Source organism: Saccharopolyspora taberi, assembly GCF_039534165.1.
Classification (GTDB): Bacteria; Actinomycetota; Actinomycetes; order Mycobacteriales; family Pseudonocardiaceae; genus Saccharopolyspora_D; species Saccharopolyspora_D taberi.
In genome coordinates this window covers 17,899-42,265 of record NZ_BAAAUX010000032.1, presented here as the reverse complement: position 1 = coordinate 42,265, position 24,367 = coordinate 17,899, and the positions used below count along the sequence as shown (strand labels likewise).

At 70.9% G+C, this 24,367-nt stretch carries 20 protein-coding genes; 11 read left to right on the top strand and 9 right to left on the bottom strand.

What is annotated here, in order from left to right; genetic code table 11:
• Positions 1-314 precede the first annotated feature (314 nt).
• From ABD691_RS30610 to ABD691_RS30600, 3 genes are all read right to left on the bottom strand, one after another.
• Positions 315-1,775, bottom strand: coding sequence for a dynamin family protein (locus tag ABD691_RS30610; protein ID WP_344685700.1), 1,461 nt, complete (start codon positions 1,773-1,775; stop codon positions 315-317).
• Positions 1,772-3,583 carry a dynamin family protein gene (locus ABD691_RS30605; protein ID WP_344685699.1) on the bottom strand — a complete coding sequence of 604 codons (1,812 nt, stop codon included), beginning with the start codon at positions 3,581-3,583 and terminating at the stop codon, positions 1,772-1,774. The genes ABD691_RS30610 and ABD691_RS30605 overlap by 4 nt, the downstream gene beginning before the upstream one ends.
• A 168-nt stretch (positions 3,584-3,751) precedes the next feature.
• A complete protein-coding gene (locus ABD691_RS30600; protein ID WP_344685697.1) occupies positions 3,752-4,987 on the bottom strand; it encodes an IniB N-terminal domain-containing protein in 1,236 nt (411 codons plus the stop codon).
• Positions 4,988-5,273: 286 nt separating this feature from the next.
• On the opposite strand from ABD691_RS30600, the gene ABD691_RS30595 reads away from it, so the two are divergent.
• The 3 genes from ABD691_RS30595 to ABD691_RS30585 all read left to right on the top strand — a co-directional run bounded on the left by ABD691_RS30595 (position 5,274) and on the right by ABD691_RS30585 (position 10,228).
• A complete protein-coding gene (locus ABD691_RS30595) occupies positions 5,274-6,650 on the top strand; it encodes an Hsp70 family protein (protein ID WP_344685695.1) in 1,377 nt (458 codons plus the stop codon).
• Positions 6,651-6,675: 25 nt separating this feature from the next.
• Positions 6,676-9,396, top strand: coding sequence for a response regulator transcription factor (locus tag ABD691_RS30590; RefSeq protein WP_344685693.1), 2,721 nt, complete (start codon positions 6,676-6,678; stop codon positions 9,394-9,396).
• A 370-nt stretch (positions 9,397-9,766) separates the two neighbouring features.
• Positions 9,767-10,228: a nucleoside deaminase gene (locus ABD691_RS30585; RefSeq protein WP_344685691.1), complete on the top strand. Its 462-nt coding sequence runs from the start codon at positions 9,767-9,769 to the stop codon at positions 10,226-10,228.
• Here ABD691_RS30585 and ABD691_RS30580 read toward each other — a convergent pair.
• Entirely contained in the window at positions 10,213-11,292 is a 1,080-nt protein-coding gene (locus ABD691_RS30580) for an alpha/beta hydrolase (RefSeq protein ID WP_344685689.1), read from the bottom strand. The two genes, ABD691_RS30585 and ABD691_RS30580, sit on opposite strands and share 16 nt — an antisense overlap.
• Positions 11,293-11,452: 160 nt before the next feature.
• Here ABD691_RS30580 and ABD691_RS30575 point away from each other — a divergent pair, with 160 nt between their 5' ends.
• Positions 11,453-12,010: an NADPH-dependent FMN reductase gene (locus tag ABD691_RS30575; RefSeq protein ID WP_344685688.1), complete on the top strand. Its 558-nt coding sequence runs from the start codon at positions 11,453-11,455 to the stop codon at positions 12,008-12,010.
• Between the two features lie 76 nt (positions 12,011-12,086).
• The gene (locus ABD691_RS30570; protein ID WP_344685686.1) at positions 12,087-12,584 is read left to right on the top strand and encodes a Dps family protein; all 498 of its coding nucleotides are present in this window, start codon (positions 12,087-12,089) and stop codon (positions 12,582-12,584) included.
• Between the two features lie 260 nt (positions 12,585-12,844).
• Here ABD691_RS30570 and ABD691_RS30565 read toward each other — a convergent pair whose 3' ends face one another.
• Positions 12,845-13,900, bottom strand: a complete 1,056-nt coding sequence (locus tag ABD691_RS30565) for an aspartate-semialdehyde dehydrogenase (protein WP_344685684.1) — start codon at positions 13,898-13,900, stop codon at positions 12,845-12,847.
• A complete protein-coding gene (locus ABD691_RS30560) occupies positions 13,900-15,165 on the bottom strand; it encodes an aspartate kinase (protein ID WP_344685683.1) in 1,266 nt (421 codons plus the stop codon). The genes ABD691_RS30565 and ABD691_RS30560 overlap by 1 nt, the downstream gene beginning before the upstream one ends.
• Positions 15,166-15,453: 288 nt before the next feature.
• Here ABD691_RS30560 and ABD691_RS30555 point away from each other — a divergent pair, with 288 nt between their 5' ends.
• The 3 genes from ABD691_RS30555 to ABD691_RS30545 all read left to right on the top strand — a co-directional run bounded on the left by ABD691_RS30555 (position 15,454) and on the right by ABD691_RS30545 (position 18,547).
• On the top strand, positions 15,454-16,695 hold the full coding sequence (locus ABD691_RS30555; protein WP_344685681.1) for a mannosyltransferase family protein: 1,242 nt from the start codon (positions 15,454-15,456) through the stop codon (positions 16,693-16,695).
• A gap of 17 nt (positions 16,696-16,712) precedes the next feature.
• Positions 16,713-17,303 (top strand): nitroreductase family protein, encoded by a 591-nt coding sequence (locus ABD691_RS30550; RefSeq protein ID WP_344685679.1) that lies wholly within the window; start codon positions 16,713-16,715, stop codon positions 17,301-17,303.
• A 122-nt stretch (positions 17,304-17,425) separates the two neighbouring features.
• The gene (locus ABD691_RS30545; RefSeq protein ID WP_344685677.1) at positions 17,426-18,547 is read left to right on the top strand and encodes an aminotransferase class V-fold PLP-dependent enzyme; all 1,122 of its coding nucleotides are present in this window, start codon (positions 17,426-17,428) and stop codon (positions 18,545-18,547) included.
• Here the strand turns inward: ABD691_RS30545 and ABD691_RS30540 are convergent, their stop codons facing one another.
• Entirely contained in the window at positions 18,548-18,913 is a 366-nt protein-coding gene (locus ABD691_RS30540; protein ID WP_344685676.1) for a hypothetical protein, read from the bottom strand. It lies immediately after the preceding gene.
• A gap of 39 nt (positions 18,914-18,952) precedes the next feature.
• Positions 18,953-19,234, bottom strand: coding sequence for a hypothetical protein (locus tag ABD691_RS30535; RefSeq protein WP_344685674.1), 282 nt, complete (start codon positions 19,232-19,234; stop codon positions 18,953-18,955).
• Positions 19,235-19,461: 227 nt separating this feature from the next.
• On the opposite strand from ABD691_RS30535, the gene leuA reads away from it, so the two are divergent.
• Positions 19,462-21,243 (top strand): 2-isopropylmalate synthase, encoded by a 1,782-nt coding sequence (leuA, locus tag ABD691_RS30530; protein WP_344685672.1) that lies wholly within the window; start codon positions 19,462-19,464, stop codon positions 21,241-21,243.
• 35 nt (positions 21,244-21,278) lie between these two features.
• Here the strand turns inward: leuA and ABD691_RS30525 are convergent, their stop codons facing one another.
• Positions 21,279-21,908: a DedA family protein gene (locus ABD691_RS30525; RefSeq protein WP_344685670.1), complete on the bottom strand. Its 630-nt coding sequence runs from the start codon at positions 21,906-21,908 to the stop codon at positions 21,279-21,281.
• A 674-nt stretch (positions 21,909-22,582) separates the two neighbouring features.
• Between ABD691_RS30525 and ABD691_RS30520 the strand changes: the two genes are divergently transcribed.
• Both ABD691_RS30520 and ABD691_RS30515 read left to right on the top strand, forming a co-directional pair.
• Complete coding sequence (locus tag ABD691_RS30520) at positions 22,583-22,744, top strand: hypothetical protein (RefSeq protein WP_344685669.1); 162 nt, start codon at positions 22,583-22,585, stop codon at positions 22,742-22,744.
• The gene (locus ABD691_RS30515) at positions 22,720-24,360 is read left to right on the top strand and encodes a hypothetical protein (RefSeq protein ID WP_344685668.1); all 1,641 of its coding nucleotides are present in this window, start codon (positions 22,720-22,722) and stop codon (positions 24,358-24,360) included. The genes ABD691_RS30520 and ABD691_RS30515 overlap by 25 nt, the downstream gene beginning before the upstream one ends.
• The last annotated feature ends 7 nt before the right edge of the window (positions 24,361-24,367 follow it).

Sequence of the window (24,367 nt, the reverse complement as noted above, 5' to 3'; positions counted from 1 at the left end):
GGCTCGTGGTTCTGGGGCCCTCGCCGACCCCAGACCCCCGGCAGGTCTCCGGGATGAGTCCTCGATCTCCGCTGCGGTTCGGTTGGGGTGGTTCTCATCCCGTCGACCTCCACGGAGGGCTATCAGACCGCGTCAAGGGGGCCGTTGCGTTGTTGCGCTGCGGTTTTCTTGTCTGTGCCCCCTTGACACGGCCTGATCGGGCTGGCGCCAGGTCGACGGGATGAGAACCAAACCCCGCCCTTGTGGGTGGGGACTTTCCCGCCCTCGTGGGTGGGGGCATTTGCTGGGCGCGTTGGCTTGGGTGGTTGCGGGGTCTAGCCCCTCAACTGCGTTGCGATCAACCGCTCGCAGCTGCGCACGACCGTCCTCACCGCTTCGCGGTGCGCGCGGTCGTGCAGCGGGTTCACCGTTTCCTCTCGCCAGCGCGCGAGGACAGCCGCGGCCTCGTCGGCCAGGTCCGGGTTCAGGGCGTTCTCGTCGTAGCCGAGCCTGCTTCGCACGTCGTCCCCGTACGCGCCGAGTAGGCGGTGCGCCTCGGACTGCAACGCGCGCGGGAATCGGATCTGTCCCGAGGCCAGCGAGGACAGCAGGCGCAGTTCCTCCCACTCGTGGGCGTTGGCGAGCAGGTGCTCGAACTCACCATGCAGTTGCTGCATGCCCGGTCTTGGGTTGCCGCGCAGCACCACGTCCACCGCGAGCAGGATCGATCGCGCGCGCAACGCATCCTGGCGTTCCACGAACTGGAGGAACACGGCTTCCTGGAGGTCGTTGAGCCTGCTGTCCTCCAGCAGCGCCGAGCGCAGGCCCTTCAGGTCGGCGACCCCGTCGCGCAGGCACATCAGCGCCCGTGCGATCCCGTAGCGGCCGAAGCGTTCGAGCAGTTTTGCCCGCACCTGCGCGGGGACCGCCTCCGGTGCGGTGCTACTGGCGAACCGGTCCGCCGACAGCAGCAGTGCGTCCAGGATCTCCTGCGGCAGCTGGGCCAGCCCGGCCAGCGCGTTGAACTCCTCGGCCGTCATCGTCTGCGATGCCTGCCCGAGCAGGCCGACCACCGGGATCACGTGCTGTGCGAAGGATCGCACCGTCGGGTCGTCGCGGTAGCGCTGCGCCATCCGCTCGGCCGCGTCCAGCACGTCAACGCCGCCGCTTCCGGTCTCGTCCGCCCTGGAGAACGCGATGATCGTGTTGATCGGGGCGGCGCGGGCCAGCTGCAGTTCGTGCACCGACTGGAGGAACTGGATGTCGGTCTGGTGCGGGTGTCTGGTCAGGTACAGCACCGCGTCCGCCTCGGACAGCACCTGCGCCAGCGCCGAGCGGCCGGTCTCCTGCACCGCCGACGACGCCACGCCCGGGGTCTCGATCAGCGTGATCGCCTGGAGACCCGGCGCCGGTGCCTCGATCACCAGCCGCGCCACCTCGTCCGGCCGCCACCGCTGGAGGTCCCGGATGGTGGCCGTGTCCAGCGTCGTCACCGGCACGTTCTGCACCGCGCCGTGCGGGGTGTGCACGAGGATCTTCGGTTCCGGCCCGTACTGGTAGAAGGTGTTGACCTGGGTGCGCTCCTCCGCGTCGGTCGGCGCCAGCTCCTCCCCGACCAGCGCGTTGATCAGGGTCGACTTGCCGGACTTGACCCGGCCGCTGACCGCGATGCGCAGCGGCTGGTCGAGCCGTTCCAGCCTCCCGCGCAGCCAGGTCGAGGTGCGCGGGTCGTCCCGGTAGAAGGTCATGGTGCGGATCAGCAGCGCGCGGGCGCGCTCCAGCAGGCGTGCGCTCATGCGGCGGTGATCCGGTTCTGGGTCAGCAATCCCACCCGCTGGCGCAGGACCGCCAGCTCCTCCAGCTTCTTCTTGATCTCCCTGGCGCGGGCGTCCCGATCGACCGCGCTGCGCTCCGCGGAGCGCTTGATGTCCTGGATGGCCCGGCTGACGTCCATCTGGGCCTCCTCGGTGATCCGGGTGAAGTGGTGGTGCAGCGCCCGGTGCGCCGCGCGGATGGCGTCCTTGGCCTCCTTGTTCACCTGGAACACCACGTGCTCGACGTAGCGCTGCACCGACGCCCTCGCCTCGGTCTGCCTGCGCCGCAACCGCGAGTCCTTCTCCTCCTTGAGGCTCTTGCTGCCCAGCAGCAGACCCGCCGAGATCGACACCACGTTCATCAGCGGCAGCCCGGCCATCGTGGTGATCAGGCCGAACATCAGCACGCCGCCGTAGGAACCGCGCAGGCTCGTCAGCACCTGGTCCATGCCCGGGTAGTCCGCGCTCTTCGGCGGTTTCAGCGCGGGCACGTCGTCCAGCGGGTTCGGCGCGCGCAGGCGCTCGATGTCGGGGACCGAGTCGCCGTGCTCGCGGCGCAGCTGGTCGGCGACCTGCTCGGCCAGCCGTTCGCGGCGAAGCTCCAGCCACTGGAACGTTTCGGTGATGGCCTCGGTGAGCCGGTCGGTGAGCCAGTCGACGAACTCGTCCCAGACCTCCTTCGGGTCCGCCTCGTCGAAGGTCTCGTTGACCTGGTGCAGCACCGCCCAGCTGCGTTCGCGGAAGTCGAACTCGATGTCGGCGAACAGCTCGGAGATGCCGTCCGACAGCGTCTTCTGCCACCGGCTGGACATCCGGCGCAGGTCCTCGGCCCGCCGCTGCGCGGTCTCCAGCTCGACCAGCGTCTCGGCCGCGGTGCGCGGGTTCTGCGCCGCGAGCTCGGCACGCAGTGTCGTGGTGAGCTGGCTGACCGCCTCGGCGACGTTGTGCGCGACCAGCCGCCGGGTGAGCTGCTCGTGCTGGCCCGCCATCTCGGTGCGCAGGTACTCGATCAGCGCCGGGAAGCCGGACTCGGCGTTGAGCCCGCTGTCCTTGCCCTGCATCGCGCGCATCCGAACCACCGAGGAGACCGGGAAGATCTTGGTGGTGACCCCGGCGTTGGCCAGGTGCTTGCGGTTGACCTCCATGACCTTGCGCCAGTGCGGGGTCACGTCGATCTTGGGCTGCACCACCGCCACGTTCGGGCACAGCGCGGTGACCTGCTTGAGGAACGACAGCTCGCTGGTGGTCAGCTCCTGGGTCGCGTCGGAGACCATCAGCAGCGCGTCGGCCTCGGCGGCGACGGCGAGCGTGGTCGCGGTGAGCCCGGAGGACACGCTGCCCACCCCGGGGGTGTCCATCAGCACCAGACCGCCTTCGAGGACCGCGCGCGGCAGTCCGACCTCGCCGCGGGTCAGCGGGCGGCCGAGCTCGACCGCGCGGTCGATCTGCTCCCGGATGTGCTCGATCGGCACCGGATGCCGCTCCAGCGCCGCCGGGCCGTTGGCCGGACCGTGCTCGACGAGCATCGCGGTCGGCTCGTCGGCGTGCCGGACCAGCGTCGGCACCACCGTCCGCACGTCCTCGCCCGAGGCGCACACGGGTGCGTTGACGATCGCGTTGACCAGCTCGCTCTTGCCCTGCTTGGACTCCCCCACGACCAGCACGAGCTGGGCGGGGTCGAGCACCCGGGTGCGGATCTGCCGCAGCCGGTTGTGCAGATCAGCGCGTCGCTGCTCGGCACATTCCGCGGTCGCGCGATCGATCAGTTCCACCAGCGCCGTCTCGATCACGGCGTCGATTGTGGCGTGCTGGGCCGGAGAGATAAACCCGTTAGGGGGAAATCGCACAGTGATCGGTGTGTGTTACGAGAGCGACCAATCCCACCGATCGGACATTTCAGCGAAATGCCGGGTCCGCGTGCGATCGCGGACCCGGCATTTCCGGCATCAAGCCTGGATTCAGAGCAGGCCCTCGGGCAGCGCCGAGGTGGCCTCGCCCGCGATCTGCTCGACGGCACCGCCGGCGATGTCGCCGACGACCGGCAGCTCGCTCGGGGCGGGCAGACCGGAGGTCAGCTCGCCGACCGGCAGGGCCGCGGTGGCGTCGTCGACCGGCAGGGCGTCGACCGGCAGCGCGGAGGTCACGTCGTCGACCGGCAGGGCCTCGGCGACCTCGCCGACCGGCAGCGACGAAGCCACGTCGTCGACCGGGAGCGCGGAGGTCACGTCGTCGACCGGCAGCTGGCCGGCCACGTCGCCGACGACCGGCAGCGCGGTCGGGTCGGAGATCGCACCGGTCGCGTCGCCCACGACCGGCAGGCCGCCGGCCACGGCGGTCACGTCGCCCACGACGCCGCCGACGTTCAGGCTGGTCACGTCGCCGACCACGTTGTTCACGTCGCCACCGGTGACGTCACCGGCAACGTTGGTCACGTCGCCCACCACGTTGGTGACGTCGTTGACCGGCAGGATGTTGACGTCGCCACCGCCGACGGTGTTGCCGACGCCCGCGACCAGGTCGCCACCGACGTTGACGCTGTTGTCGACGGTGTTGGTGACCTGGGTGACCGAGCCGTACGCCACGTCGCCCACGGTGCCGACCACGGTCTCGGTGGTGTCACCGACGACGTTGCCAACGGCGGCGATGTTGCCGATGTTGTTGTCGCTGGCGATGTGGTGCACGCTGATCAGGTTGTGCGAGTCGTTCTGCTCGATGTCGACGTTCACGTCGCCACCCTGCGCGGGGGCCGGCGCCGGAGCCGGGGCCGGGGCGGGCAGCTGGGCGTCGACGTCCTCGGAGAAGTCGGGGACCTGCGGGGTGGAGTTCTGCAGCATGGTGTGTTCTTCCTGCTCGAATGGATGTGCGGGATGCAGTTGGTTGATCGCGACGTACTGGTTGCTCGCAGCGAACTTCTCGACGCTGCTCTGGAGTGAGCGGTCGTACTCCTGCACGACCTCGACCGGTGCGTAGTCGAGAACCAGCGACGTGGCTTGCAGCACGTCCGTCGCGGTCATGCCCCCGAGCCCAGCCTGATCCAACGTGGCGTGCGGATCGGCGTCGAAGGCGGACCGGGCAGCCGGGTCGGTGACGAGCCTGGTCAGGAACTCGTGCAACGTCGGCTGGCCGCCCTCCGGGTGCGTCCCGGGATCGGTGGTCGGGATGTCGGCGCGACCTTCCTGCTGAGAGTGCGGCATGTCGATCTCCTGACGTGCTCAGCGGACTCGGTTGCGGACGGCCGAGTGAGGTACGCCGTTCCCTCACTGCCGTTGATCACGCTATGGCCCCCGGGGCCCCCGGGGCATCGGGTCCGACTCCTAGTTAACCCCGTCCCTATTAGGGGGTCGCCCTAGTGACCCGTTAGGGGATGGATGGCAACATCCGGTACCACTCTGTAATCAAGCCGCGTTAAGTTGTGCTCGTCCCCGAGACCGCCGGCCGCACTGAGCCGGAAGGCCGAAGGACGACAGCCGAAGGGAATGCATGCCGTACGTCCTTGGGATCCATCTCGGTGCCACGGCGACCTCGGCCGCCATCGCGCGGCGGGAGGGCAGCCGGTGGACGACGGGCGTCCCCGTCCCGCTGGGCGGGACGCCCACGGTGCCGACGGTGCTGTGCCGGGCCCAGGACGGCTCGTTCCTGGCGGGTGAGCACGCCCAGCGGCAGGCGCTCACGCACCACCAGTGGGTCGCCCGCGGGTTCATCGATCGTGTGGGTGACGATGCGCCGCTGCTGATCGGCAGCGAGTTCGTCGCGCCGCAGTTCCTGGTCGCGACGATGGTCGAGTGGGTCGCCGACGCCGTCGCGCACCGCCAGGGCCAGCCGCCGGACCACATCGCCCTCGCGCACAGCGCGGCGTGGGGCCCGCACCGCGTCCGGCTCGTGCACCAGGCGCTGGCCCAGCTCGGCATCTCCGACGTCACGCTGCTGCCCGAACCGGTCGCGGTGGCCATGGACTTCGCGGACAAGCAGCGGGTGGACGAGGACGGCTCGGTGGTGGTCGGCAACATCGGCGGCAGCGGGTTCGACGCGACCGTGCTGCGCAGGCGCCGGCCCGGCTTCGAGGTCGTCGGACCGCCGCTGACCTCGGCGCACCCGAGCGGCCAGGACCTCGACGACGCGCTCTTCGAGCACCTGCGCGCCGAACTCGGCGGGCTGCCCGGGCTGGACGTCTCCGACCCCAACGTCCGCGCCGCGGTCGCGCACCTGCGCGCGGACTGCGCCCAAACCCGGGAGGCGCTGTCGTTCCACCCCGGATCGACGCTGCGGATCCACCTGCCCAAGGTGCACACGGACTTCGCGGTCTCCCGGGCCCGGTACGAGAAGCTGGCCCGGCCGCACCTGGAGCGGGTGCCGGAGCTGGTCCTGCAGGCGGTGCAGTCGGCGAACCTGACGCCCGCCGAGCTGGACGCGGTGGTGCTCGCGGGCGGCGCGGCGCGGACGCCGCTGCTCAAGCAGGTCGTCCAGGAGCGGCTGGAACTCCAGCCGCTGGTGGACGCGGCGCCCGAGCTGGTGGCCGCCTCCGGCGCGGCGGTCGCCGCGGTCAGCGCGGTGTCGGCCGGGACGGACCAGTCCGAGTCGGTGGCCGAGACGAGCGTGCTGATGCGCATCGAGGCCGACGACCCGGACGTGATCGACCCGTTCGAGGAGGAACCGGCCGCCGCCCCGCGCCCCGCGGTGGAGGTCGAGCCGATGCACATCGAGCCCCCGGACGAACGGCGGGAGCGCACGATCAAGATCGTCAAACTGGCGGTGGCCGCGCTGCTGATCATCGGAGGACTGGTGCTGACCTTCGTGCAGGGACCGATCAAGAACGGGCCGCTCAGCGGCTTCGGAGTCGGCCAGCAGCAACAGCGGTGAACCGGCGGCAGCGAGAAGGATGATCGTGAACCACCCGACGAGGTCCGCGTGGGCGGCCGGAACGTACGCGGCGGAGCTGCGCGCGGCGGTCGCTGCCGACCCCGCAGCCCCGGTCAAGGCCGGGGTGCAGGGCGCGGGCGGCTACGGCAAGAGCACGCTGCTCGCCGAGCTCGCGGCGATCTACCAGGCCGCCGGGATCCCGGTCAGGCGCGCGGTCGGCTCTCCGGCCGCGCACGGGTCTGGCGGGCATGGGGCTGGCGGGGACGGGTCTGGCGGGCATGGGACGGCCTCGCATGGGTCTGGCGCGCATGGGACGGCCGTTCCACCACCCGGGACCGCCTCGTATGGGACGGCCGTCCCGTCACCCGGGCCTGCCGCACACGGGTCAGCCGCGCCACCATCCGGGACCGCTGCGCACGGGACCGCGCCACCCGGGACTGCCGCAGCGCCGTGGGATTCCCGCGACGCGGCTGGCTCGCCCGCACCGAATCCGCGCGACGCGTCCGGCGAAGTGCTGCTCATCGACGACGTGGACCGGCTCGACGACACGACGCTCTTCCTGCTGCGCGGGATCGCCGAGAAGCCGGGCGCGCGCGTGATCGTCACCTACCGGCCGGGCCCGCGCTCGCACGCGCTCGGCGAACTGCTCGGCGCGCTCGGCACCCCGGTGCTGCTGTCGGGGCTCGGCCGCGACGACATCGCCCGCAGGCTGCCCCGCCCGGCACCGCCGGAATGGCTGGACTGGCTGACCGCGCAGACCGGCGGTGTCCCGCGGTTCGTCGACCGGGTCCTGACCGCGCTCGACCCGGACCGGCTCGGCCTGCCCGAGCTGCCCCGGATGGCGCTGGAGCAGTTCCACCACGACTTCGACCAGCTCGGGCGGGCAGGCCGGGCCTGCGCGGTCGCGATGTCGCTGGGCGCGGCGCCGCATCCGGACGTGCTCGCGTCCCTGCTGGACCTGGAGCCGGGCAGCGCGGCGCAGGGCCTGGCGGCGATCCGGGCCAGCGGACTGGTCGACGACCACGACGTGCCACTGCCGATCGTGCGGCAGGCCGCGCAGGTGCTGACGCCGCTGGAGCACCGGCTGCGGATCGTGCGGCGGTTGGTGGAGGCGCAGCTGGCGCGCGGCGGTCCGGTGCTGGCGCTGGTCCGGCCGCTGCTCAACGCCCAGGTCGCGCTGCTGCCGGAGGAGACGTTGGCGGCGGCGTTCGCGAAAGGTGCGGACGAGGCGCTGGGCGAGTGCCCCGAGCTGGCGGTGCGGCTGCTCGACGCGGCGGTCGCGGCAGGAGCCCCGGCGTCAAAGGTCGCTGCCCGCAAGGCTCGCGCCGCCGCGGCGAACGGCGAACTCGACGAGGCGTTGCGGCTGGCGGACAAGGTGGTGGTCGACGAGACGGCGCCCGATCGCGCCCTCGGCGTGCAGGTCGCCGCGACGGTCCTGGCGCACCGCGGTCTGCTCGCGCAGGCGGCCGACCTGTGCCACTGGTCGGTCTCGCACCTGCGGTGGCCGGGCGACACGGCGTGCGCGGCGGTGGGGCTGATCGCCACCGGCAGGCTCGCCGACGCCGACGGGGTGCTGAGCGGCCCGCGCGATTCCGGACCGCCGACGTCGCTGTCGGGCGCGGCGGTCAAGCTCGCCGAAGGCGTGCGGGAATCGGTCACGGGCGCGGCGAGCACAGCGCTGTCGACGCTGGTCCGGGCGGCGTCGCTGTCGGACCCGGTCGGCAGGACGGCGCTGCTGCCGGACACGCCGGCGGCGATCGCGGCCATAGTCGGCCTGCACTGCGGAGAGCTGGACGTCGCGGAGTCGCTGCTGTCCCGGGCGATCGAGTCGAGCACCGGGGGACCGCTGCTGAGCAACCGGCACCGGCTGCTCGCGGCGTGCGTGCACCTGGTGCGCGGGGACACTGTCAGCGCCCGCACGAAGCTCGAAGCCGTGCATCCGGAAGCGGCGCGGGACCGGCTGCTGGCGACCGCCATCGAAGCCGGAATCGCCAACCGCGACAACGACATGACGGCGCTGACGGCCGTGCGCGGCCAAGCCCGCCAAGCGGTCGCCGAGCACTCGCCGGACCTGTTCTCCCTGCTGCCGCTGGGAGAACTGGTCGTGGCCACGGCGCGCCTGCGCGACCAGGAGTGGGTGCAGCCGCACCTACGCGAAGCACGAGCGCTGCTGGCCGATCTGGGCGATCCTCCACTGTGGACGTCCCTGTTGTCCTGGAAGTGCTTGCAGGCGGCGGTGATCCTCGAAGACCTCGACACCGCGAACCGCCACGCCGCTGAACTCGACCGGCTGGCGCAGCACAACCCGATGTCGGCGGCGATGGCGGAAGGTGCCCGCACCTGGCTCGAGGTCCTGGCCGGGCGCGTCGACCACGACGGAGCCGAGCGCGCCGCCCGCGGCCTGCACGCTGCGGGCCTGGCGTGGGACGGCGCCCGGCTCGCTGGTCAGGCTGCGTTGCACACGCCCGACCGCAAGGCGATGCTCGCGCTGCTGGAGTGCGCGCGGGCCTTGCAGGGCAAGCAGCCCCGACCGCGCGCTGTCGACGGCGACCTGCTCAGCGACCGCGAACGCGAGGTCGCGCAACTGGTGCTGGCCGGGCTGACGTACAAGCAGGTCGGGAAGCGGCTGTTCATCTCCGCGAAGACCGTCGAGCACCACATCGGCCGGATCAAGCAGCGGCTCGGCTCCCGCAGCCGGGAGGAGTTGCTGGACCGGCTTCGGGAGCTCGTCGGCCCTGGGGAGTGAGCTTTTCGGGGTTTGGGCTGGGTAGCACTGTGGGTGCCGGGCTGGATGGCTCGGCTGGTGCCCGGACCGACGCACAAGGGCATGTTGGGCATCCGACACGCCGAAGTGCGTCGGGGTTGCCGACATGCCGGGGCGTGTCGGAATGGCACTGAGTCAGACACGCCAGTGGAGCCCGGCAGGCCGGGGAGAACTGGCCGAGGAGGGCCGGGCGGAGCTGGCTGAGCAAGGTCACGCCCAGCCAGGCAGAGCCGGGCCAAGCGGAGCCGGGCAGCGCCAGGCGGAGCCCGGTAGCGCCAAGCGGAGCCGGGATCCGGTCACCTGGGCTGGTTGGGAGTGACACTGGGGAATGGGCGGCTCCGAAGGAGGGAACATGGCCGAGGTTGAGCTGGCGTATCTGCGGCGGGCGATCGAGTTGAGCGTTCGGGCTCGGGAGCAGGGGGATGAGCCGTTCGGGTCGCTGTTGGTCGGGCCCTACGGGGTGGTGCTCGCCGAGGACGTCAACACCGTTCGCACCGATCGGGACATCAGTGCTCACCCTGAGCTCAAGCTCGCGGTGTGGGCCGGGCGGCATCTGGATGCCGACACCGCCCGGCGGACCACGATGTACACCAGCTGCGAGAACTGCGCTATGTGCTCCGGCGCTATGGCCATTTCCGGGCTCGGGCGGTTGGTGTTCGCTCTCGACGGTGCTCGGCTCGCCGAGTTTCGGGGTACGCCGGCTGCGCTGGGCCTTTCCGCGGCCGAGGTCTTCGCGAGCGCAGCGCAGCCGGTCGAGGTCGAGGGGCCGCTACTCGCGGAGGAGGCCCTTGTCGCTCATCACGGCTGGTCCTGAAGCCGTCCTGCGCGCAGGGCCAGCCCCGCACGCAGGGTGCTCGCGATCTCGACCATCGCCTCCTGGAACCGGCCGCCCGCTTGGCGGAGGTTCATGAAGCCGTGGATCAGGTCTTCGAAGCGCCGGTCGATCACCGGCACCCCGGATTCCTTCAACCGCTGCACGTACGCCTCTCCTTCGTCGCGCAGCGGGTCGAAGCCCGCCGTCACCACGTACGCCGGGGGCAGCCCGGTCAGGTCCTCGGCCAGCAGGACCGACAGCCGGTGGTCACCGCGCTCGCCCACTTCCGGCACGTAGTTCGCCATGAACCAGTCGATGTCGGCGTCGGTGAGCAGGAATCCTCGCCCGAACAGCTCCCTCGAACGGCGGCGCCGGGTGGCGTCCACCGCCGGGTAGACCAGCAGCTGGAACGCCGGCCTGATCTCCTCGGACCGGGTCGCGTACGACACCACGGCCGCCAGGTTGCCGCCCGCGCTGTCCCCGCCCACCGCGATCGACTCCGGTGTGGTGCCGAGCGCTTCGGCGTTGTCCGCCGCGAAGCGGAACGCCGCCAGGGCGTCGTCGAACGCCGCTGGGAAGCGGTGCTCCGGGGCGAGCCGGTAGTCCACCGACAACACCCTGATCCCGGCCTGCCGGGCCAGGAAGCGGCACGCGTCGTCGTGGGTCTCGATGTCGCCCACGACGAAGCCGCCACCGTGGTAGAAGATCAGCAGCGGGCCCGGGCCGGCGACCTCCGCAGGCCGGTACAGCCGCGCCGCGAGCTCGCCGGACGGCGTCGGGATCCGGCGCTCGCCCACCGACACCCCGCCGAGCCGGTTGAACGTCATCAGCTTGTTGGACTGCACCATCGCCGCCCGGGCGATTTCCGGCGTTGGCGCCGACAGCCCGTCGTGGCCGATCATCCGCTGCAGCCTGAGCAGCAGTTGGGCGTCCAAGGCGAGTTCGTTGCCGTCCAGGCGGATCGGCGCTCCGGCGATCAGCCGCCGGAGCGGTTGGGGGAGCTGGAGAATGGCGCGCAGCGCGACGGCCTGCACCTGGGGCGACACATCGAGAGCTTTCGACATGGGTGGACCTTCCCAGCGGAAACAAGGCAGCACCTGAGGTTACCGACAAGTAGGAGTGGCGCGGGACACGGCCGTGCGCTTTGACTTCGAGCTGACTGGAGGTCGTAGCGTGGCCGAGGCTCCCACCACGGGAGCGCCCCGGCGATGGAAGGATCGACGCATGACCGTGACGGTGGTGGGGATCGGCGGATCGATCCGCCCCGACTCGCAGTCCGAGCGCGCGATGCAGTGCGCGCTCGCCGGAGCGCGCGAAGCCGGGGCCAAGGTCCACGCCATCACCGGCGAGAGCCTGGTACTGCCGTTCTACGATCCGCAGGTCACCACCCGCACCGAGAACGCGATCGAGCTCGTCGAGTCGCTGCGCACCGCCGACGGCGTCATCCTCGCCTCCCCCGGTTACCACGGCACCATCTCCGGGCTGATCAAGAACGCGCTCGACTACGTGGAGGACCTGCGCGGCGACGACCGCGTCTACCTCGACGGACGCGCGGTCGGCTGCATCGGCATCGCCTACGGCTGGCAGGCCACCGTGACCACCCTCCAGGCGCTGCGCTCGGTCGTGCACGCGCTGCGCGGCTGGCCGACCCCGCTGGGGGCGGCGGTCAACTCCGCCGAGACCGAGCTGGGCCCGGGCGGCGAGTCGGACGACGAGAAGGTCACGCGGACCCTGCGGACCATCGGGCGGCAGGTCGTGGAGTTCGCCGAACGACGCATGTGAGGTCGACATGCGCGGGTACCCCGCAGCCAGGAGGCTCTGGAGGACAGAGCTCTCGCGCAAGGGAGGTATCCGTTCCATGGCCACTAAGACGGTTGACAAGGCACCGATCACCAGCGCACTGACCGACTCCGACCGGGACACCACCGGCAAGGTCCTCCAGGGCGCGCTGCTGGACCTGGTGGATCTGCACCTGGTGGCCAAGCAGGCGCACTGGAACGTGGTCGGCAGGTTCTTCCGCGACGTCCACCTCCAGCTCGACGAGCTGATCGACAGCGCCAGGGGATTCGCCGACGACGTCGCCGAGCGGTCCGCGGCGATCGGCGTCTCGCCCGACGGGCGGTCCGCCACGGTCTCGTCCGGCTCCGGCCTCCCGGCCTTCGGCGCGGGCTGGAAGAGCGACCGCGAGGTGATCGAGTACATCGTTTCCGCCCTTTCCGAGCTGATCAAGCGCATGCGTGCGCGCATCGACGAAACGGACAAGTCCGACCTGGTCACCCAGGACCTGCTGATCGGCATCTCCCACGAGATGGAGAAGTCGCACTGGATGTGGCAGGCGCAGCTCGCCGGGAGCTGACGCCCGGAGGGTCGGCGCCGGTCCCGGCCCGGCGCCGACGGCCTGCGCCTTTCAGCTGCGTGGTCGCCGGGCCAGGGCGTCCCGGTCGATCTCCAGGTGGTACGGGTGCGGACATGCCTCCAATATCGCCAGCCTCGGCGCCGATCTCCAGGAATCGGCAATACAAACACACGTTCGAATGAAGATTGGCCTCCTGGAGCAACGAAAAGGGGCGTCCCCCTCCCCGACCAGGGAAGAGGACGCCCCTCGAAGCGCCCGGGTCAGCCCGCCAGCGTCTCGGCGATCTCGTAGGTGTTGAGCGCCGCGCCCTTGCGGAGGTTGTCCCCGCAGACGAAGAAGTCCAGCGTGTTCGGGAAGTCCAGGGCCTGCCGGACCCGGCCGACGTAGGTCGGGTCCGCACCGACCACCTCGGCCGGGGTCGGGAAGACCCCGTTGTCCGGGTCGTCCTGCAGCACGATCGACGACTGCGCGCCGAACACCCGGTGCGCCTGCTCGACGGTGATCTCGCGCTCGAAGGTCGCGTGCACGGCCAGCGAGTGCGTGGTCAGCACCGGCACCCGCACGCAGGTGGCCGAGACCTTCAGGTCCGGGATGCCGAGGATCTTGCGGGACTCGTTGCGGACCTTCAGCTCCTCCGAGGTCCACCCGTCGTCCTTGCGCGAGCCCGCCCACGGCACGACGTTGAGCGCCAGCGGGGCCTTGAACGGCGTCTCGGCGGGCAGGCCCGCCGCGGTCAGCGCCTCGGCGACGTCACCGGCGCGCACGCCGACCTGCTTGCCCGCCACCGCCGAGACCTCGTCGTAGAGGCGGTCGATGCCTTCCTGACCCGCACCGGAGGCCGCCTGGTAGGAGGCGACGACCAGCTCGCGGAGGCCGAACTCGTGGTGCAGCGCGCCGAGCGCGGCCATCATCGACAGCGTCGTGCAGTTCGGGTTGGCGATGATGCCCTTCGGCCGCTCGTGCACCTTCGCGGCGTTGACCTCGGGCACCACCAGCGGCACCTCGGGGTCCATCCGGAAGGCGCCGGAGTTGTCCACCGCGACGGCACCGCGCTCGGCCGCGACCGGCGCCCACTGCGCCGACACCTCGTCCGGCACGTCGAACAGGGCGATGTCGACCCCGTCGAACGCCTCCGGCGCCAGCGCCACGACCGTGCGCTCCTCGCCGCGGACGGTGATCTTCTTGCCCGCCGAGCGCGGCGAGGCGATCAGCCGGATCTCTCCCCACGGCACGGACGGCCGGTTGTTGATGATGTCGATCATGACGGTGCCCACCGCTCCGGTGGCACCGACGATGGCTACGGTCGGCTTGCTCATCAGCGGCCACTCCCCGCGTAGACGACGGCCTCTTCATCGGCACCGAGCTCGAAGGCGTTGTGCAACGCGGCGACCGCGTCGTCGAGCTGGGTGTCCCGGATCAGCACCGAGATGCGGATCTCCGAGGTATTGATGATCTCGATGTTCACGCCCGCCTGCGACAACGCCTCGCAGAAGGTCGCCGTGACGCCGGGGTGCGAGCGCATGCCCGCCCCTACCAGCGAGACCTTGCCGACGTGGTCGTCGTAGACGACCTGGTCGAAGCCGAGCTCGGCCTTGATCTTCTCCAGCTCGGCCACCGCCAGCGCGCCGTTGCTGCGGGCGACGGTGAAGGTGATGTCGGTGAGTCCGGACGCGGTGCTGGAGACGTTCTGCAGCACCATGTCGATGTCGATCTCGGCGTCGGCGATCACCCGGAAGATCCGTCCCGCGATGCCCGGGTTGTCCGGGACCCCGCGAACGGTCACCTTGGCCTCCGACCGGTCGTGCGCGACACCGGTGATCATCGCCTGTTCCACGGAAAGGTCCTCCACACTGCCGGACACGATGGTGCCGGGCTTGGGCGAGTACGACGAGCGGACGTGCAGCGGCACGCCGTAGCGGCGGGCGTATTCGACCGCGCGCAGGTGCAGCACCTTCGCGCCGGTCGCCGCCATTTCCAGCATCTCCTCGTAGGTGATGCGGTCGAGGTGGCGGGCATCGGAGACGATGCGCGGGTCGGCGGTGTAGACACCGTCGACGTCGGTGTAGATCTCGCAGACGTCGGCGTTCATCGCCGCGGCGACCGCGACCGCCGTGGTGTCCGAGCCGCCGCGGCCCAGGGTCGTGATGTCCTTGGTGTCCTGGGAGACCCCCTGGAAACCGGCGACCAGCACGACCTGGCCCTGCTTGAGCGCCTCCTGCACCCGGCCCGGCGTGACGTCGATGATCCGCGCGTTCTGGTGCGCCGACGTGGTGATCACCCCGGCCTGCGAACCGGAGAACGAGCGGGCTTCCGCGCCGAGCGACTCGATGGCCATCGCGACCAGGGCGTTGGAGATCCGCTCCCCCGCGGTGAGCAGCATGTCGAGTTCGCGCTCCGGCGGGGCCGGGTTGACCTGCTGGGCGAGGTCGAGCAGCTCGTCGGTGGTGTCACCCATCGCGGAGCACACGACGACCACGTCGTTGCCCGCTTTGCGGGTCTCGACGATCCGCTCCGCGACCCGTTTGATGCGATCGGCACTCTCCAGTGAGGAACCGCCGTACTTCTGGACGACGAGCGCCACGTGAAAAAACCTCCTCGGGCCGTGCCTCGCAAGGCTGCGGTCGCCCCGGGTGCGGGTTGTCCCCGCACTGACACCGGAATGGACGAAGAGCACCGCCGGCACCGGTCCTGACCGGCGACGGGACGCCCCGCGACCCGATGGGTGCAGCATCGGCCACCTGGGCCGAAGCGGCCTCACCAGGTCGCTCCGCTGCCAGAACAGCCTACCGAATCGTTACCGCCGCGCCCTACTCCAAAGGCCGGCCGCTAGCCTGTGGGGCCGGTTTGTCGACAAGGTCGGAGGAGCACGTTGGCCACCTCGCCGGGCGCGATCGAGCCGCAGCGGCGCAACACCGGCGAAACAGGTCGTAACCAGCCGAAACGGTCTGTTCCACCGCTGTTCGCGCGGCTGTCGTCCGGGCTGTCGGACCAGCACCGGGCGGTGGCCGCCCTGGGCCCCGGTGTGGTTTACCTCGCAATCCGCGTTTTCGGCCTTCTGGTGCTGTCCTGGCTGTCGGCCGCCAACGACGAGTCGCTGGCCGACAACCTGGGCGCGTGGGACGGCGAGTGGTACCTGGAGATCGCCGAGCACGGCTACGGCGGTGTCGACCCGAGCATGGTCGACGGGTTCGGGAACCGGTACCCGGAGACCCCGCTGGCCTTCTTCCCCGGGTATCCGCTGCTGGTCCGGCTGGTCGCGCTGATACCGGGCGTGAACATGATCGGCGCCGCGATCGCGGTGAGCCTGGCGTGCGGCGTCGTCGCCGCCTACGGCCTGGCCCGGCTGGGCAGGCGGGTCGGCGGTTCGCACGGGGTCGGCCTGCTGCTGGTCGCGCTGTTCGCGGCGGCGCCGATGTCGGTGGTGCTGTCGATGGCCTACTCCGAGGCGCTGTTCTGCGCGCTGTCCATCTGGGCGCTGGTCGGGGTGATCGAGCGGAACTGGCTGCTCGCGGGGCTGTGCTGCGCGGCGGCCGGGCTGGTGCGGCCGACCGCGGCCGCGCTGATCGGCGTGGTCGGGCTGGCCGCGCTGGTCGCGATCGCGCGGCGGCGCGAGCTGTGGGGTCCGCTGCTGGCGATCGTGCTCGCGCCCGCGGGGATGCTGCTCTACGTCGGCTGGGTCGGGTTGCAGACCGGCAAGCCCGGCGGGTACTTCGCGCTCCAGCAGCGCGGCTGGTCCTCGGCGTTCGACGGCGGGGTGGCCACCTCGAAGTTCGTGGTGGAGACGCTGACCTCGGACAAGTCGGTGCTGGAGACCTTCACCGCGTGGATCGTGCTGGCCGCGCTGGTGCTGCTCGTGCTGTGCGTGCGGCACCGGATGCCCTGGCCGCTGGTCGTCTTCGCGGCGGCGGTGCTGGTGCTCGACCTCGGCTCGGACGGGCTGATGTACTCGAAGGTGCGGTTGATGCTGCCCGCGTTCCCGCTGCTGATCCCGGTCGCGATCGGGCTCGCGCGGAGGCGGCCGACGACCGCGGTGTGCACGACGATCCTGCTGGTCTGCTTCGGCTCCTGGTTCGGGGCCTATTCGCTGACCGCGTGGTCCTACGCGATGTGAGCCCCCTGGAGGTGGCAGTGAGCAAGCCCGCCGACTCGTCGGTGCCCCTGCACCCGCTGATCGCCGAGCGGTGGAGCCCGCGCGCGCTCGATCCGGCGGTGGAGCTGACCGACCGGCAGTTCACCGCGCTGTTCGAGGCCGCCCGGTGGGCGCCGTCGTGGGGCAACACGCAGCCCGCGCGGTTCGTGGCGGGGCGGCGCGGTGACGACACCTTCGAGCGAATCCGCGGCACGCTGTCGCGCGGCAACCACGCGTGGACCGGACCCGCCGCCGCGCTGGCGATCGGGGTGACCCGCGTTCGCGACGAGGACGGCGAGCCGATGCCGTACGGCGCGTACGGGCTGGGCCTGGCCAGCGAGAACCTGGTCCTGCAGGCCGTGGCCGAGGGGCTGGTCGGGCACCAGATGGCCGGGTTCGACCGGGAGAAGGCGCGGGTGGAGTTCTCGATCCCCGAAGACTTCGAGCCGATGGTGGCGATCGCGGTCGGCGGGCTCGGTTCGCCCGAGGGGCTGCCGGAACGGCTCCAGCAGAAGGAGGCGGCGGCGCGGTCCCGCCACCCGCTGTCGTCGCTGGTGTTCAGCGGCACCTGGGGGAACGCGCTGTTTTGAGTCCCGGTTGCCGCCGAACAGGCCAGTGATGATCCGCCGATGGCGGGACGTATTCCCTGGGTTGTTGAACCAAAATGGGAAAATGAATACTTACCGTAGGGTAATGAGGTAGGACTTCACTCGTGTGGACCAGCACGCGACCTGCCGCGACGGCGCTCGACAGCGTCGACGAGCTCGCGGGTCTGCGCACCCGGTACGGGCTGCCGCCCGGCCTCGTCCGGCTCGACGGCAACAGCGGCGGCTTCGGCCGGAGCGAAACCAGCGCCCGGCTGCACCGGTTCGCCGAGAACCGGTGGCGGTCCGGCTGCATCGGCAGGCTCGACGCCGACCGGAAGCAGGAGGTCCGGCTGACCAAGGACCGGCTGGGCGGTCTGGTCGGTGCCGCCCCGCACGAGCTGGCGGTCGCCGAGACGACCTCGGTGAACCTGTTCAAGGCGCTGATCGCGGCGGCCCGGCTGCGCCCCGACCGGCCGCTGCTCGGCGTCGGCCGCGACTGCTTCGCCGCCGACCTGTGCATCGCCCGGTCGGCCGCCGCGCACACCGGTCGCGAGCTGCGCCTGCTCCACAGCCTCGACGATCTGCCCTACGACGAACTCGCGGTCGTCGCGCTCGCGCACACAGACGTGCGCACCGGTGGAGTGCGCGATGCCGCCGCGATCACCGCGAGGCTGCACGAGCACGACGTCCTTGCTCTGTGGGACCTCAGCGAGTCGGCGGGCGCTCTGGACGTGAACCTGCGCGCCTGGAAGGCCGACTTCGCGATCGGCTGCGGCCACCGGTACCTGGGCGGCGGTCCCGGCGCGCCGGCGTACTCGTTCGTCGCCGAGCGGCACCACGCCGCGCTGGACTGCGAACAGGCCCGCGAGGACTCCGCATCGGCGCCGTCCGCGCTGGCATTGTGCGAACTGCGCGCCGGTCTCTCCACACTGGACGGTGTGTCCGGGGCATCGCTGGCGGCGAAGACCAACGGGCTGGTCTCGCTGTTCGTCGAGCGGCTGCGGGGTGCTCCCGGCGTGGAAATCGTTTCACCTTCCGCCGACCGGCCGCGCGGAGCGCAGGTCAGCCTCCGGCATCCGCGCGCCGAGCGGGTCTCGCAGGAGCTGTTCGCCCGCGGCGTGGTCGTCGACCTCGTCGAGCCGGACACGCTGCGGTGCAGCTTCGCGCCGTCCTGGCTGCGCTACGTCGACGTCTGGGAAGCGGCGCAGATCGTGCACGAGGTGCTGCACGACCTCGACCACCGGTAGCTACTTGCCGAGCAGGCGCAGCACGCGGACCGCGATCGAGGTCACGACCAGCCAGAACACCGCCGCGATGCCGTAGTTGAGCAGCACCGCCAGCTGCGGGTCCTGCGGCATGAACAGGTCGGAGAAGCCCAGCGCCAGCGGGTCGGCCCACTCCGCGACGAAGCGGGTGATGCCGTTGTCCGGGTTCGCGCCGCCGACGGTCAGGACCACGTGGACGACCAGCAGCACCGCGGCGAGCGTGCCGACCCAGCGCACGAGGGTCGTGGCCACGCCGACCGCCCTGGCCCGGAACCGGGCCGCGTCGAACTCGCTGTGCTTGCGGCGACGACCACCGGAGAACGCCTGCGCGGAATCGCTGTCGGACATGGCAGGAGTGTTTCACGCCACCCCTACCGGTCGGTAGCCTCAGCCGAAGATCCGGCCCAGCACCGCGGCGACGACGACCCAGAACACCGCCGCGAGCCCGAAGTCCAGGATGACCTGCAGGATCTCGTTGCCCCCGTCGACCAGGCCGGGGAAGAACAGCGCCAGCGGTTCGGCGGCCTGCCGCACCGAACTGGCCAGCCCCGCGTTCGACGGCACCCCGAACAGCACGAAGACGATGTGCAGCACCAGTATCGCGGCCAGGAGGAAACCCGCGCCGTTGATCAGCGTCGCGACCCCGGACCGACCCTTGCCAGCAGCCATGATCCCCAGTCTGCCCTGCCGGAGCCGTCCGCAGAACACCCCGCTCGCGCCCAGCATGTGGAACGGGCGCTTGCATTCCGGCCATCGGATGCGGTTAGCCTGGGAACGTGGCTCGCGTTCTCCTGCTTCGCCGCCGCGACGGGGTCTGACCAGACCGGCCCCTCGTCGCGGGGTTCGAACGTGCCGGTCGGAAGGCCACCGAAGCACAGAGCAGGAGCAGTCCCCGCATGAGCACCCCCGAACAGGCCCCCGCCGGTCGCGTCAACCAGCCCGCCAAACCGGCGCCCGCCGACCAGAAGCCCTGGAACCCGCAGCGCGGCAGCTCGATGCCGTTCCACCGCTACCGCCCCTTCCACGAGCTGGTCGAGGACGTGCGGCTGCCCGACCGCACCTGGCCGGACAACCGGATCACCCGGGCGCCGCTGTGGTGCGCCGTCGACCTGCGCGACGGCAACCAGGCGCTGATCGACCCGATGTCGCCCGCCCGCAAGCGCCGCATGTTCGAGCTGCTGGTGCAGATGGGCTTCAAGGAGATCGAGGTCGGCTTCCCCGCCGCCAGCCAGACCGACTTCGACTTCGTCCGCGAGATCATCGAGGACGGCGCGGTACCCGAGGACGTGCGCATCCAGGTGCTGACCCAGTGCCGCCCGGAGCTGATCGAGCGGACCTTCGCCGCCCTGGAGGGCGCGCCGAAGGCGATCGTGCACATCTACAACTCCACGTCGATCCTGCAGCGCCGGGTGGTGTTCCGCGAGGAGCGCGAGGGCATCAAGAAGATCGCGACCATGGGCGCCGAGCTGGCGCAGGAGTACGCGGGCAAGTACTCCGACACCGACTTCCGGTTCCAGTACTCGCCGGAGTCCTACACCGGCACCGAGCTGTCCTACGCCGCCGAGGTCTGCGACGCGGTCACCGAGATCTGGCAGCCCACGCCGGAGCGGCCGGTGATCCTGAACCTGCCCGCGACCGTCGAGATGGCCACCCCGAACGTCTACGCCGACTCGATCGAGTGGATGCACCGCAACCTGTCCCGCCGGGACTCGGTCGTGCTGTCGCTGCACCCGCACAACGACCGCGGCACCGGCGTCGCCGCCGCCGAGCTGGGCTACCAGGCCGGCGCGGACCGGATCGAGGGCTGCCTGTTCGGCAACGGCGAGCGCACCGGCAACGTCGACCTGATCGCGCTGGGCATGAACCTGTTCAGCCAGGGCATCGACCCGCAGATCGACTTCTCCGACCTGGACCACATCAAGCGGACCGTCGAGCACTGCAACCAGCTGCCGGTGCCCGAGCGGCACCCGTGGGGCGGCGAGCTGGTGTACACCGCGTTCTCGGGCAGCCACCAGGACGCCATCAACAAGGGCCTGGACGCGCTGCGCGCGGAGGCCGACCGGGCCGGGGTGAGCATCGACGAGCACCCGTGGGAGGTGCCGTACCTGCCGATCGACCCGAAGGACGTGGGCCGCACCTACGAGGCCGTGATCCGGGTGAACTCGCAGTCCGGCAAGGGCGGCGTCGCCTACATCATGAAGACCGAGCACCAGCTGGACCTGCCGCGCAAGATGCAGATCGAGTTCTCCAAGCTGGTCCAGCAGCGCACCGACTCCGGCGGCGGCGAGGTCACCCCGGACGAGATGTGGGCGGTGTTCTCCGACGAGTACCTGGACGCGCGGAGCCCGCTGGGGCTGGTCCGGCAGAGCTTCCGCGGCGAGTCCGGCAACGAGACGATCACCGCGACGGTGGTCGTCGACGGCGAGGAGCAGGAGATCACCGGGTCCGGCAACGGCCCGATCGCGGCGTTCGTCGACGCGCTGAGCACGGTGGGCCACGACGTGCGGGTCATGGACTACAGCGAGCACGCGCTGACCGCCGGTGACGACGCCCGCGCCGCCGCGTACCTGGAGTGCGCCGTCGGTGACGAGATCTTCTGGGGCGTCGGGATCAACACGTCCACGGTGACGGCGTCGCTGCACGCCATCGTCTCCGCGGTCAACCGCGCCGGGCGCTGATCACGTGGGCGGCGGTCCCTGCGCGGGGCCGCCGCTCACGAGTCGACGGGTTCGGGTTCCGGCTCGGCCTCGGCGGCCTTCTCCGCGCGGCGCCGGACGTAGAGGGTGATGGCCACGCCGACCAGCACCGTGATGAGCAGGGCGAGCCAGGAGAACTTCCGGAGCCAGTGCTCGGCGACGATGCCGAACACGTAGCCGACGGTGGTGACCGCACCGGCCCACGCGATGCCGCCGGTGGCGTTGGCCAGCAGGAACTTGCGGTACTCCATGCCCAGCACACCGGCCAGCGGTCCCGCGAGGATGCGCAGGAGGGCGACGAACCGGCCGCCGAAGACCGCCCAGGCGCCCCAGCGGTCGAAGGCGCGCTCGGCGGCGGCGATCTGCTTCGGCCCGAAGTGCTTGGGGAACCGGCGGCCGAGCCGGACGAGCAGGCCGCGGCCGTACCTCTTGCCGACCGCGTAGCCGACCGAGTCGCCGATGATCGCCCCGGCGGCGGCCACGCAGCCGAGGACCACCGGGTTCACGATCCCCTGCGACGCCGCGACGCTGGTGCTGACGAGCATGATCTCGCCGGGCAGCGGGATCCCCACGCTCTCCAGCCCGATGATCAGCCCGACCACGAGGTAGATCACCGCGGGGGGAATCGTCTCCAACCACTCAATCATGCAGTTCGCCCGTTTCGCCCTTTACACATCAACGCCGTCGCGCGAGTGATGCGCGGCGGCCTTCCTCAGAGTACGGACGCCGGGTGTCCCACCGCCGCCTTTGCGGGAAACACTTTCCACCCCGCCGACGCAACTGTGACCCCTGTCACTGAATTCCCGGCGCATCGCCGGAACCGAATGCGCTGACATCGGAAGAATGCGCGCAGTAGCAGCAAAAGCACGGAAAGGAACCGGCTGGAACGACCAATTCACTCGACCAAAGACGGTAGTGGGCGCTGCTACCCGGCGGCACGCTTGTGTCACGTCGCGAAAACTCGTGAGCCGGCGGGTCCGCCCTCACGACTCCGCACTCATCAGTGATCGGGTCACAGCTGTGCGGGAGCACGGACGCGACGCCCCTGGGGAATCGGGAACGGGGGAGCGGCCGGAGCAGGTTTCGGGGACCGTCGGGGTCCGGTCGCTTTCCCACCCGCACCGGGGTTCTGCTCGCGCAAACGCGCGATTCCACTCGTTCGGTGTAGTGAGCTTGAAGCCCCTCGGCACGCGAGGTTCAGTCAGTCACCGACCCGCAGTGCAGCTGGACCGCTGGAGTGGACATGTGGCCTACCGAGGACCCGATGGAACAGCTCCGATGGCGGATACCGTGCACCTCCCCCGCCGCCGAGAATCGCAGGATGACCGTCCTGGTCATGGGCGACCGGGTAGCGCTGGTGCTGCCGCCGGCCGAAGTCCTCGTCCTCGAACCCGACGAGGCCGACGACCTGGCCGCCCTGCTGGAGCGGGCGGCGGACTGCGCTGAGGGGGACTCGTCGTGGGCCTCATCGACACCGACCTGAGCTTCGACCCCCGAGATCCCTTCTTCCCCACCCCTGGCGCCTACGGAGTCGAATGGGGCGTCCAGGTCTTCACCACCGACAACGGCTACGGGATCGACGCCGCGAGCACGCACGTGCACGAGGGCGACCGGATCACCCTGGACACCGACCGCTACGCGCTGTTCGGACAGCAACGCATCGTCGAGACCGGCGGCGTGCGGATCGAGGTCGTGCACGACCGCGGCCTGCTGGAGTGGTCGATCACGGTCCGGCACGACGAGCCGGTCAAGGCGGTGAAGCTGATGCTGCGCGGCCTGTCGCCGGAACAGCTCCGGGCGGGCTGGTGGACGCCGAGCACCGGGCGCGGCTGGGCGCACGGGGTCGACAGCAGGCGGTTCCAGATCGAGTACCCGGGCCCGGACTGGGTCACGGCGTGGGCGGCCGTCGGCGACGAGGCGGACTGCTCGACGCTGAGCATCCGGGATCCGCTGGTGCAGCGGCAGATCCTGCACCTGCACCACCCGCCGTACTCGCCGGTGCCGGTGGTCGAGCTGGTGCACGTGCCGCTGGCGACCTCGCGGTCCACGGCCTACCGGGTGCCGCCGATCCGGCTGCGGCTGGGCGCCAGCGCCGCGGTGGCCGACACCGACTTCGAGGACCACATGTCCTTCGTGGAGGGTTCGTTCGGGCTGCGGCACTGGGAAACCCGGCCCGACGTCCCGGAATGGGCGCGGCACACCGCGCTGGTGGTGACCCTGCACGGCCAGCACTGGACCGGCTACGTGTTCAACACCTTCGCCCAGATGGCCGAGGCGCTGCGGTTCGTCACCCAGCACATCGAGGGCCACCGGGTGCTCGCGTACCTGCCGGGGTTCGAGGGCCGCTACTACTACGCGTACCCGCAGTACCGGCCCGGTGAGGACATGGGCGGGGCCGAGGGATTCGCCGCGCTGGCGCGCACCGCGCGCGAGCTGGGGGTCCGGCTGATGCCGATGTTCGGCGGGCACGGCGCCAACGTGAACCGCTACCCCGACTGGGAGCGGTCGGTGCTGCGCAACGACACCGACCGCTACGTCGAGCTGCTCAACCGCCCGGACTGGGACTCCGACCGGGTCGGCGAGGGCGACCAGGTGTTCCTCAACCCCGGGGAGCCGCGGTTCCGGGCGCACCTGGTGGAGTCGATCTCGGCGCTGGTGCGCGAGTTCGGCATCGACGCGGCGTTCCTCGACACGCTCGGCTACTGGTTCAACGACCCGCGCCACAACGTCATGGACGGCTGCAAGAAGCTGGCCGCCGAGCTCCGGGCGCGGCACCCGGAGCTGCTGCTGGCGGCGGAGGGCTGGTGGGACGCCCTGTCGGCGATCTTCCCGATGGGACAGCACTACTTCGGCCTCGACCGCGACATCCGCAAGCCTCGCGTGCTGACCCGGTACGCCCGGACCACCGGGCACCTTGCCGAGGGGACACCGGGCCAGGGCAGCACCGGCGTGCACGAGAAGGGCTTCATGCCGCGCCCACCGGACGTCACGCGCGAGGGGCACATCCCCGTCGTCGGGATCGTCGACGACACGCTGCCCGCGCACGCCGAGGAAGTCGCCGCGATCTGCCGCTGGGCCAGCGAGAACGGCCCGCGGTAACCCGCGG